The sequence below is a fragment of the Corynebacterium sp. H130 genome, from assembly GCF_037572395.1.
Taxonomy (GTDB): domain Bacteria; phylum Actinomycetota; class Actinomycetes; order Mycobacteriales; family Mycobacteriaceae; genus Corynebacterium.
Genome location: NZ_JBBHLA010000005.1, coordinates 238,322 through 249,473, shown reverse-complemented (window position 1 = coordinate 249,473; position 11,152 = coordinate 238,322). Strand labels below are relative to the sequence as shown.

Below are 11,152 nucleotides of genomic sequence, written 5' to 3'. Positions count from 1 at the left end.
TCATAAGGCATGAACCTTATCCTCGACCAGATTTCTGTTTCCGACTTCGACAACAACTGCTACCTACTGGTGTCCGGCGATGAGGCCCTGCTTATCGACGCCGCCGACAACGCCCCCGCGTTGCTCGAGCTAGCTGCTTCGCACAACGCGCGCATCACACACGTCGTGACCACCCATCGGCACAGCGACCATGTACGCGCACTCAAAGAGGTCTTGGATAAAACAGGCGCCACGCACGTCTCCTCTTTCCTTGACTCGCCTGCCCTGCCCGCGCCCGTCGACATCGAATTGCATCACGGCGACACCCTAGAATTTGCCGGCCATAGCTTCCCTGCAATCATCCTGCGCGGCCACACTCCCGGCGGTCTTGCTCTTGAGGTAACCATCGACGGCGCCATCCACCTCTTTGTTGGCGACAGCTTGTTCCCCGGTGGCGTGGGCAAAACGAACAATGAGAATGAGTTCGGTCGCTTGCTCAGCGACGTCACCGAGCGCCTTTTCGATGTCTACCCTGACGACGCCATCGTCCACCCTGGTCACGGCGCCGACACGACGCTGGGAGCGGAGCGCCCACACCTCGACGAATGGGCCGAACGCGGCTGGTAAGTGTCGAAGTTGCTATTCGTTACGCAACAGTGATGTACCCTCTGGCCTCGACAAACACCACCCCTACGGTGTCGAATCATGACGTAGATCACAACGAAGTGCCTTGATCCTGGTTAAGATGGGGCCCACAACCAATTAGCAAAGGAGATACAACCAATGATTCGCAAGATCGCTCGTCCGATGCTCGCCTCCGCTTTCGTCGCTTCCGGCGCCGACATGGTGATGAACTCTGAGGAACACCGCCAGGGCACCCAGGAGCTGCTGACCAAGCTGCGACAGGTGCTGCCGGCTGAGTATGCTCAGCACGTTCCTACGGATCCGGATCTTGTTTCCAAGACCTTGGGTGGCACCCAGGTTGCTTCCGCTTCCCTGCTCGCTTTGGGCAAGTCCCCTCGCATCACCTCCGCAGCACTGGCTGCCGTAGCGATTCCTTCCATGTTGGCTCGCTACGCGTTCTGGGACACCCAGGATGCGCGTGAGAAGCAGGACCGTCGCAATGGCCTGCTCACCAACGTTGCACTCCTCGGCGGACTGATGATCACTTCCGCTGACACCCAGGGCAAGCCAGGTCTGGCATGGCGCGCACAGCACGCTTCCAAGAAGGTTCAGGCTGCTCTGCCAACCAAGTCCGAGCAGGAAAAGATCGCCGACAAGGTCACTGGCTACATCGACGATGCTGCAAAGTACTTCGATGACAACAAGGATGATTGGCTCGCCCGCGCTCAGAAGAACTCTGACGTAGCGAAGTCGAAGTTCGTCAAGGTTGCTGCCAAGGCCCAGGACCGCGCTCAGGAGCTGCAGAAGGTAGCTGCTGAAGAGGCAGGTCGCGCCCAGAAGAAGGCTGCCAAGCAGGCTGCGATCTACCAAAAGAAGGCTGACAAGGCGACCGTTAAGGCACAGAAGAAGCTGAAGAAGTACGATATCTAATCTGTACTTTTAAGGGCCGCCGCGAAAGTTTACTTCGCGGCGGTTCTTTTTGACCGAAATGAAAGGCACTGGTGGATGAACGACATCGCCGCAGAGCAGGATTACCTCAACGGACTCTTTGCCCGCATCGATGAAGAAGTCCAGCAGGCTAACGAGCGCATGAAAGAGGTCATGCTCCGGGTGGACCCGGACGCCCTCATCGAACGCGAAACTGAATACCACGCACTGAACGCCAAGCTCGACAAGCTCACGATTGCCCAGCTAGGGCTCGTCTTTGGGCGCATCGACATTGCCACCGACGATCCAGAAAATCCCGTTCCCGGACGCCCCGACTTGGAACGCCGCTACATCGGACGCATGGGCATGGACGACCGCGAGGACAACTACCGAACCCTCCTACTCGATTGGCGTGCCCCGATGGCCAGGCCGTTCTATCTGGCTACCACGGCGCAGCCCGAAGGCGTCGAGAAGCGCCGGCACATCCGCACCAAGGGGCGCACAGTAACTGCCATCGATGACGAAGACCTCACGCAGGCATCCGACGACCATGGTGTCGCCAGCGAATCGGCGCTGATCACGGCGCTCAACAAGGCGCGTGGCACGCACATGAACTCCATCGTGGAGACAATTCAGCGCGAGCAAGACGAGATTATCCGCGACCCTTCGCGTGGCATCATGGTTGTCGAAGGCGGGCCCGGCACCGGCAAGACGGCAGTTGCACTGCACCGAATCGCATATTTGCTGTACACCTGGCGCGAGCAGCTCGCCAAGACGGGCGTTCTCATCATCGGACCGAACTCGGTGTTCCTTGAGTACATCTCCCACGTGCTGCCTGAACTTGGTGAAACCGGCGTCGTCCTCTCCACCATCGGCGAACTCTACCCCGGCGTCACGCCTACCGCGGAAGACTCCCCGGTCGCGCGCGAAATCAAAGGCAGCCTGGAAATGCTGCACATCCTCAAACGCGAAGTGCAGTCCTACCAGCGCGTTCTGCCCGACACTCCCCTCCGCGTCGGCAGCATCGAACTCACCTGCGCATCGGCAATGATGAAGACTGCCCGCACCCGCGCCCGTCGCACCCGCCGGCCACACAATGAAGCGCGCGCCATCTTCGCCGATGCACTCCTCGACCAGCTCGCCCACCACATGGCCACCCTCATCGGCACCGACCCCCTCGGTGGCACCAACCTGCTGTCTGCCGGCGACGTCGCTGAGCTGCACGACGAGCTTGCCGACGAACCAGCAGTCACCGCCCTCATCGACGACCTCTGGCCCACTCTCACCCCAGAAGACGTCCTCCTCGACCTCACCACCTCCCGCGAACGCATCGCTGAGGCAGCCGCCGAATACGACGAGGAAACTCAAGACGCCCTCTTCCGCGACCACACCGAATTCACCCCGGCCGACGCGGCGCTTCTCGACGAACTCGTCCAGCTCATCGGAATCCCCGATGAGAGCTCCGAGGACGACACCTGGGCGCAGGAAGTGGAGGAAGCCCAAGCGGCTCTTGATGTTCTCGAAGGCTCCGCCCTCGAGGAACTCGACGATGAACTTTTGCTTGCCCACGACGTCATCGACGCCGAAGCCTTGGCCGCTCGCCAGCAAACTCGCGACTACCGTTCCACTGCGCAGCGCGCGCGAGCGGACCTGACGTGGGCTTATGGGCACATCATCATCGACGAAGCTCAGGAACTCACGCCGATGGAGTGGCGCATGATGATGCGACGCTGCCCTTCTCGCTGGATGACTATCGTCGGTGACACTGCCCAGACCAGCTCGCCTGCGGGGGTCGACTCGTGGGAGGAAACCCTAGAACCGTTTGTTGGCGCGCGTTTTACCAGGCGCTCCCTGACGGTCAATTACCGCACGCCGGAGACGATCATGGACTACGCAACGCAGACGCTTCCTGACCTTGCACATGACATGATTTCCGTACGTCCTGGCGAGCCGGTGCGGTTTGGTTCGGTTGCAGATATGGAAAGGCACGTCCCCTCCGATGGGCGCTCCCACATCGTGATCGACCACACCAACGTGGACAAAATTAAAGGCCTGGAGTTCGACCACGTCATTGTGGTGAATCCAGACCTCATTCGTTCGCTGCCTCAAGGCGAGCAGAACTTGTATGTGGCGCTAACGCGCGCCACACAAACCCTCACCGTGCTTGATTAGCCAGCGACGGTGTGGACGATCATGACGTCGCAGTCGGACTGACGTGCAACATCAGCTGGGACGGAGCCCAGGAGGCGACCAGTCAGGGAGTTGATGCCGCGGTTGCCCACGACAAGCAGATCGGCGTTGTTCTCGGTAACGATGGCCATCAGTGCCTCAACTGGGGTGCCTGGCTTGATCGCGGTTTCGATCTTGGCTGCGCCAATCTTCTCGGCAGCAACCTTAGCCTTGTCCAGGTTCTCCTGTGCTGGGTCGTTGCCGAGCACGGTGACGGAGTCCTGACGCAGCGTCTTGTTCGCGTCTTCCTTGGACTCGTAGTATGCGCAGCCGATGATCAGAGTTGCATCGAAAGCAGCTGCGATCGCTGCGGCACGCTCAACAGCGAGGAGCGAGGACTTGGAGCCGTCAGTACCGACGACGATCTTGGAGTAGTGACTCATATTGAGACCTCTTCATCTAGGGGATGGTTAACAATGATTTTACATAGGTTAGATGCCAGCTTCATTCAAGCCGCGCAGTTCTTTTCTCAGCTCGAAAATTTCGTCTCGCAATCGGCCCGCAAGCTCGAACTTTAGCTCGCGCGCCGCCTCTTGCATTTGGGCGGAAAGGTCGTCGATGAGCTTTTTAATCTCATCTTGCGCCATGCTTGAAGTATCGAGCTTTTCGACGGCCGCGACTTCCTCTTCCTCGACGAGTTCAAGGATGTCCTGGATTTTCTTATTCAGAGGCTGAGGTGTGATGCCGTGCTCTTCGTTGTAGGCAATTTGCTTTTCGCGGCGACGCTCAGTTTCCTCGATCGCCTGCTGCATCGAATCCGTGATCTTGTCGGCGTACATGTGCACTTCGCCGTTCACATTGCGGGCGGCGCGGCCGATGGTCTGGATCAGGGACGTGGTCGAGCGGAGGAAGCCTTCCTTGTCAGCATCGAGGATCGCAACGAGGGAGACTTCCGGCAGGTCCAGGCCTTCACGGAGTAGGTTAATGCCGACGAGGACGTCGTATTCGCCCAGGCGGAGCTGGCGCAGCAATTCGACGCGCTGCAAGGTGTCGATATCCGAGTGCAGGTAGCGCACCTTCACGCCGTTTTCCAGCAGGTATTCCGTCAGATCCTCGGCCATCTTCTTAGTCAGCGTGGTAACCAAGACGCGCTCGTTCTTTTCCGTTCGCAGGCGAATTTCGTGGATCAGGTCATCGATCTGCCCCTTCGTAGGCTTGACCTTGATCTGCGGATCCACCAGGCCCGTCGGGCGGATCACCTGCTCCACGAACTCGCCGCCCGTAGCCGCCATCTCATACTTGCCCGGGGTGGCCGACAGGTACACGCACTGGCCCTTGCGCTCATCGAACTCCTCCCAAGTGAGAGGTCTGTTGTCCAAGGCGCTCGGGAGGCGGAATCCGAATTCGACCAAGTTCCGCTTACGGCTCGCATCACCCTCGAACATCGCGCCGATCTGTGGGACGGTGACGTGGGATTCGTCGATGATGGTGAGGAAATCTTCCGGGAAGTAATCAATCAAGGTAGCCGGGGCGGAGCCTGCCTCGCGCCCGTCGATGTGGCGGGAATAGTTCTCGATGCCACTGGTAAAGCCAACTTGCTGGATCATCTCGATGTCGTATTCGGTGCGCATGCGCAGGCGCTGCGCCTCCAGCAGCTTGCCTCGGTTTTCAAAATCCTGCAGCCGCTCCTCGAGCTCCTCCTTGATCGCCTCGATCGCCTTCTCCATCCGCTCCGGCCCCGCCACATAGTGGGTCGCCGGGAAGATGCGCAGTTCGTCTACCTGGCGAATCACGTCGCCCGTTAGCGGGTGGATGTAGTACAGGGCGTCGATCTCATCGCCGAAGAATTCCACGCGCACGGCCAGTTCTTCGTACGCCGGAATGATGTCCACGGTGTCGCCCTTCACGCGGAACGTGCCACGCGTAAAGGCGACGTCGTTGCGGGCGTACTGAATGTCCACCAGCAGGCGCAGGAACTTGTCCCGCTCGACTTCCTCATTCACCCGCAGAAAAACCGACCTATCCAGGTACGACTGAGGCGTGCCCAGGCCATAAATACAAGACACCGAGCTCACCACCACCACATCGCGACGACTCAGCAGGCTCGACGTCGCCGCGTGACGCAGCCGCTCCACGTCCTCATTAATCGACGAATCCTTCTCGATGTACGTATCACTCGACGCTATATACGCCTCCGGCTGGTAGTAGTCGTAATAACTCACGAAGTATTCCACCGCATTATTCGGCAGCAGCTGCCTCAGCTCATTCGCCAGCTGCGCCGCCAGCGTCTTATTCGGCGCCATCACCAGCGTCGGTCGCTGCATCTTCTCGATGAGCCACGCCGCCGTCGCCGACTTACCCGTACCCGTGGCACCCATCAGCACCACATCGCGCTCCCCGCGATTAAGCCGCTCCGCCAATTCCGCAATCGCCGCCGGCTGGTCACCGCTCGGCTTGAACTCCGAAATGACCTCAAACTTCCCATCGGAACGCTCAATATCCTGAGGGCGGTGAGATGATACCGGAATCAACGGGTGCTCTGCTGGAAATGCCATGCCCCAAGCCTACATTCTGTGGATAACGCAACTTATCCACAAGCCGCCCGCTTATCGACGCCTAATCCCCCGCATTCTCGGCTACCTTGCAAGCCATGTTCTCCGAATTCGCCGCCGCACACGCCCCAGGCTTCGCCATCCTCGACGACTGCGCCCGCCTGGCCCGCCTCAACGGCGTCTCGGACCTCGCAGCACAATCCGGCCTCTCCGAGGCCTACATCCGCACCCTCCTACAAGCCCACAAGCGACTCCAGGAGCATGCCTGCCTTGCCGAGGGCATCCCCGTCCACACCCTCATCCTCGTTTCCCGATGGGCGAAGAAAATGCAGCCGGACGCCATCCCCGCCCTCCTCGAATCCGTGCGCCACTGCTCCTACGACGAAGCCGAAGACCACCTCCGAGCCGCCATCCACGAATTCGGCAAGCCGAAACCGCCCCGCGGGACAGTGGGCGTCGCAAAGCGACCAGACTTTTGGGGCCGACGCCGCGTCACCTTCCACCTCACCGACAACGAATGGGCGCAGGTGCGCGAAATGGCGCGCCCCTTCATCGACGCCCATCGAGAAGAACTGACCTACGGACAGGCGCTCGACATGTGGTTCAAGCGCCAGCTACTCTCATCGGCGAATGAACACTCGACGACCTACAAGCCAGTCCTACTGCTGCCAGCAGATCCCTCCCTCATTTGGGACCGAGGTTACCTCGTAACTGCCGATGGGGCGCGCGTCCGGCCAGAAGAACTCCTCGAAGCCCAACTCGACGGCACCGGCTGGGCGCTTCAAACCGCCCTCGACGCCGATGGCATCGCCCAGACAGTCACCGTCGCACGCATCCAAGACACCCGCTTCTCGACGGGCGAGCACCGCATGATCGCCAGCCTCGAAACACTCGTCTGCTCTTGGCCCGGCTGCCACCGTGTCGCCGGCGAATGCCAATCCCACCACATCGACGCCTACGCAAACGGAGGCGAAACCTCCTGGGAGAACCTCACACCACTATGCGCCATCCACAACGGCATGAACGACAAAGCCAACCACGGCCGAATAGTCCGTGGCAACGGCGGATACCCCGGACACCAACGAAGACACGGCGACCCCATCAGATACTCCGGAAACGACCTACTCACCTCCGGCTGGCGCGGACTCACATACGACTACTACGCGTCAAGACGCTCGACAAATGCCGCTGCATCGGCTGACCCACCGCAGCCATAAAGAACTCCGTGCGAAGTGTATCCCCCTCCAGGGCATACACTCGCTTCGTCGCGTCCACTTGCTTTGCGGTGGTGGAATTCTGGACATTCGAGGCATCAAACGCCATCGAGGAGCCGGAAACCTCCCCATCGAGAATTTCAGTTTGTCCTGTCGGCTGTGCGATGACGAACTCGACCTTCCCATCGGCAATCGGACGCAGGAAACCCATTTCCGTGTGCATCGGGCCATTAGCCCCCTTCGTCTTTTGCACATACACCAAGAACGGCTTACCCGGGACGCGGGAAAACTCGATGGTTTCTTCGTACTCGAAATCGACGATGGTCGGATAGACGCCACGCCCCGGCCCCGACCACGTTCCCACTAAGGCATCAAGCATTCCGAATCCTTTCCACCAAAGCATCGACCTGAGAAGTTAGGTCCTCGAGGCCACCATTGTTGTCGATGATTACATCGGCAACCGCTTCACGCTGTTCATCTGAAATTTGCGCCGCCATTCGCTTTCGAGCGTCAGTTTCCACAATTCCACGTTCGATGAGTCGTTTTACCCTTGTCTCGGTGTCAGCGCTTACGACGACCACCAAGTCCATGTCCTTGTGAAGTCCCAAATCAACCAGCAATGGCATGTCGTACACTACGTCGCCCGGTGCTTCCTTGATACGACGATCTGTCTCCTGCCTGATTCGCGGGTGCATGATTGAATTGAGCTTTTCAGTTGCCGATGGGGAGGCGAAAGCGAGCTGTGCCAGTTTCTTCCGATCGAGTCTCTCCCCGTCCATGATTTCGGGGCCGAAGGCGTCGCAAAGCTCGATGAGGGCGGGTTGGCCGGGTTCGACGATGTCGCGCGCGATGGCATCGGCGTCGATGATGGTGAAGCCGCGGTCGCGGAGGAGGCCGGCGACGGTTGATTTGCCGGAGCCGATGCCTCCGGTGAGTCCGATAAGCATGTAAACAACAATAGCCCGGCTCCCATCGGGGAACCGGGCTATTGGGCTACAGACTAGTTGCCTGCGAGCTTTTCGCGGAGTGCTGCGAGCTGCTCGTCGGATGCGAGGGAGCCTGCGGTCTCTTCTGCGGCTGGTGCTTCTTCGGCAGCAGCTTCGGAGGAGTAGTTTGCAGGTGCGGCCTCTGCAGCCTCAGCGGCAGCGGCGCGGTTCTTCTCGATCTGAACGGTGTGCAGCTGGTGGCGACGCTCGGACTCTGCGTAGCGAGCCTCCCACTCTGCACGCTGCTCTTCGAAGCCTTCGAGCCATTCGTTGGTCTCTGGGTCGAAGCCCTCAGGGAAGATGTAGTTGCCCTGCTCGTCGTAGGAGTCAGCCATGCCGTACTTGGATGGGTCGAACTCTTCGGTGTAGTCTTCGTCAGCCTGCTTGAGGGAGAGGGAGATACGACGACGCTCGAGGTCGATGTCGATGACCTTGACCATTGCTTCGTCGCCAACGTTGACGACCTGGTCTGGAACCTCGACGTGGCGCTCAGCCAGCTCGGAGATGTGGACGAGGCCCTCGATGCCCTCTTCGACGCGAACGAACGCACCGAATGGAACGAGCTTGGTGACCTTACCAGGCACGATCTGGCCCACAGCGTGGGTGCGTGCGAAGACGCGCCATGGATCTTCCTGGGTAGCCTTCAGGGACAGGGAGACGCGCTCGCGCTCGAGTACAACGTCGATGACCTCGACGGTGACTTCGTCGCCAACGGAGACAACCTCGGATGGGTGGTCGATGTGCTTCCAGGACAGCTCGGAAACGTGAACGAGGCCGTCGACACCGCCGAGATCGACGAATGCGCCGAAGTTGACGATGGAGGAAACGACACCCTTGCGGACCTGGCCCTTCTGCAGCTGTGCGAGGAACTCGGAGCGGACCTCAGACTGGGTCTGCTCGAGCCATGCACGGCGGGAAAGAACCACGTTGTTGCGGTGCTTGTCCAGCTCGATGATCTTAGCTTCGATCTGCTGGCCGATGTATGGGTCGAGGTCGCGAACGCGACGCATTTCGACGAGGGAAGCTGGCAGGAAGCCGCGCAGACCGATGTCCAGGATCAGGCCGCCCTTGACAACCTCGATAACGGTACCGGTGACTGGCTCGTCCTTTTCCTTGAGCTCCTCGATGGCGCCCCATGCACGCTCGTACTGTGCGCGCTTCTTGGACAGGATCAGACGGCCTTCCTTGTCCTCCTTGGTGAGGACGAGAGCGTCGATCTGGTCGCCGACCTGGACAACCTCGTCTGGGTCAACGTCGTGCTTGATGGACAGCTCGCGGGATGGGATGACACCTTCGGTCTTGTATCCGATATCGAGCAGTACCTCGTCGTGATCGACCTTGACGACGGTACCCTCAACAATGTCGCCATCGTTGAAGTACTTGATGGTTGCGTCGATCGCTGCGAGGAAATCCTCAGCGGTGCCGATGTCGTTGATGGCTACCTGAGGAACGTTGTGGTTGGGCATGTGTTAATAGCTCCGAAAGCTTATAGGAAATCGAAAATGGACAGGGATTTGCGCGCCTGAACTGCAAGAACGAGGGTCACAAGCTTTCCTATAGAGCAAGAACCACACGCTTATGCTGACACGCTCCAAAAACATTAGCCCGTTTTACCTGCAGAATCAAATAGGATGTGAATAATGTCAAGCAGTTTTTCTGAGGCAAACCGCGCGTGGTGGGATCAAGACGCCCATCGGTACCACGAGTCGCACAAACGATACCTGTCATCGTTCTATTGGTGCCCGGAAATGCTGCACGAAAAGGACGCGCATTTGCTTGGCGACGTCATCGGCAAAAAAGTACTCGAAATTGGCTGCGGATCCGCGCCCTGCACCCAGTGGTTACAAGGGAAGGCAGACTTGGCTGTTGGATTCGACCTCTCGATGGGGATGCTCAAGCGAGGCGCCGGACCTCTAGTCCAAGCCGACGCCCTATCGATGCCATTTGCCGATGGGGCGTTCGACATCGTCTTCTCCGCCTTCGGCGCCATCCCCTTCGTCGAATCCTCTTTGACTGTCTTGCAGGAGGCAGCTCGCGTTCTGAAGCCGGGCGGCCGATTCGTCATGTCGATCAATCACCCAATGCGGTGGATTTTCGCCGATGATCCGGAAAGCTTTGACGTGGTGTTCAGCTACTTCGACCGCTCCGGCTACATCGAGAGAGATGGCTCCACGGTGACGTACGCCGAACAGCATCGGACGATGGGTGATCGGATTCGGGAGCTTCGGCAGGCAGGTTTCACGATTGAGGACCTGATTGAGCCCGAGTGGCCGGAGGATCTTAATGAAAATTGGGGACAATGGTCGCCGATGAGGGGAAGGGTGTTCCCGGGCACGGCGATTTTCGTCGCGAAGCTAGGCGTGTAGCGCCTCGATTTGCTCTTTGATTTCGTCGATGAGGCGGGGGTCGTTGTCCCAGAGTTCGAGGAAGTCGGAGTCGGGCGCGATCATTTGGGTGAGCAGGTCGATGCCGGTGTCGATGTGTTCTTGGAGTCGGTCGAGTTTGCCGGGCCAGATGTAGGGCACGCCGAGGACTTCGAGGAGGTAGCACGCTGCCCGGATTTCTTCATAGTTGTCGTAGCATTCGAAGGCGTGGTCGATGTGGGCGTCGATGTCGATACCTTCGAATACTGCGTGGAACCAGTCGGCAGCGTGGTCGTTTTCCCAGGGCTTTGCTCCCCATGCACCCATTGCGTTCTCCC

At 59.3% G+C, this 11,152-nt stretch carries 11 protein-coding genes; 5 read left to right on the top strand and 6 right to left on the bottom strand.

Going from position 1 to position 11,152, the window contains the following annotated elements:
- Positions 1–9: 9 nt before the first annotated feature.
- The 3 genes from WG939_RS11015 (at position 10) to WG939_RS11005 (ending at position 3,702) form a co-directional block, all read left to right on the top strand.
- A complete protein-coding gene (locus WG939_RS11015) occupies positions 10–606 on the top strand; it encodes an MBL fold metallo-hydrolase (protein ID WP_339985710.1) in 597 nt (198 codons plus the stop codon).
- A 156-nt stretch (positions 607–762) separates the two neighbouring features.
- Positions 763–1,533: a DoxX family protein gene (locus tag WG939_RS11010; RefSeq protein WP_339985708.1), complete on the top strand. Its 771-nt coding sequence runs from the start codon at positions 763–765 to the stop codon at positions 1,531–1,533.
- Positions 1,534–1,608: 75 nt separating this feature from the next.
- Positions 1,609–3,702, top strand: coding sequence for a HelD family protein (locus WG939_RS11005; protein ID WP_339985706.1), 2,094 nt, complete (start codon positions 1,609–1,611; stop codon positions 3,700–3,702).
- Here WG939_RS11005 and WG939_RS11000 read toward each other — a convergent pair.
- Together WG939_RS11000 and uvrB are read right to left on the bottom strand one after the other, a co-directional pair.
- Positions 3,699–4,142, bottom strand: coding sequence for a universal stress protein (locus WG939_RS11000; RefSeq protein ID WP_339985704.1), 444 nt, complete (start codon positions 4,140–4,142; stop codon positions 3,699–3,701). The two genes, WG939_RS11005 and WG939_RS11000, sit on opposite strands and share 4 nt — an antisense overlap.
- Before the next feature lie 48 nt (positions 4,143–4,190).
- Positions 4,191–6,254 carry an excinuclease ABC subunit UvrB gene (gene uvrB / locus WG939_RS10995; RefSeq protein ID WP_339985702.1) on the bottom strand — a complete coding sequence of 688 codons (2,064 nt, stop codon included), beginning with the start codon at positions 6,252–6,254 and terminating at the stop codon, positions 4,191–4,193.
- A gap of 95 nt (positions 6,255–6,349) precedes the next feature.
- Between uvrB and WG939_RS10990 the strand changes: the two genes are divergently transcribed.
- On the top strand, positions 6,350–7,468 hold the full coding sequence (locus WG939_RS10990; protein ID WP_339985700.1) for an HNH endonuclease signature motif containing protein: 1,119 nt from the start codon (positions 6,350–6,352) through the stop codon (positions 7,466–7,468).
- Here the strand turns inward: WG939_RS10990 and WG939_RS10985 are convergent.
- From WG939_RS10985 to rpsA, 3 genes are read right to left on the bottom strand one after another with little or no spacing between them, the layout of a single operon-like run.
- Positions 7,398–7,844, bottom strand: coding sequence for an FABP family protein (locus WG939_RS10985; protein ID WP_339985697.1), 447 nt, complete (start codon positions 7,842–7,844; stop codon positions 7,398–7,400). The two genes, WG939_RS10990 and WG939_RS10985, sit on opposite strands and share 71 nt — an antisense overlap.
- Positions 7,837–8,412 (bottom strand): dephospho-CoA kinase, encoded by a 576-nt coding sequence (gene coaE, locus WG939_RS10980; protein WP_339985695.1) that lies wholly within the window; start codon positions 8,410–8,412, stop codon positions 7,837–7,839. Before coaE ends, WG939_RS10985 begins: the two co-directional genes overlap by 8 nt.
- A 53-nt stretch (positions 8,413–8,465) precedes the next feature.
- Entirely contained in the window at positions 8,466–9,917 is a 1,452-nt protein-coding gene (gene rpsA / locus WG939_RS10975) for a 30S ribosomal protein S1 (protein WP_339985693.1), read from the bottom strand.
- Between the two features lie 174 nt (positions 9,918–10,091).
- Here rpsA and WG939_RS10970 point away from each other — a divergent pair, with 174 nt between their 5' ends.
- Positions 10,092–10,817, top strand: a complete 726-nt coding sequence (locus WG939_RS10970; protein WP_339985691.1) for a class I SAM-dependent methyltransferase — start codon at positions 10,092–10,094, stop codon at positions 10,815–10,817.
- On the opposite strand, the gene WG939_RS10965 is transcribed toward WG939_RS10970, so the two are convergent.
- Positions 10,806–11,141 (bottom strand): DUF4259 domain-containing protein, encoded by a 336-nt coding sequence (locus WG939_RS10965; RefSeq protein WP_339985689.1) that lies wholly within the window; start codon positions 11,139–11,141, stop codon positions 10,806–10,808. The two genes, WG939_RS10970 and WG939_RS10965, sit on opposite strands and share 12 nt — an antisense overlap.
- Positions 11,142–11,152: the final 11 nt, after the last annotated feature.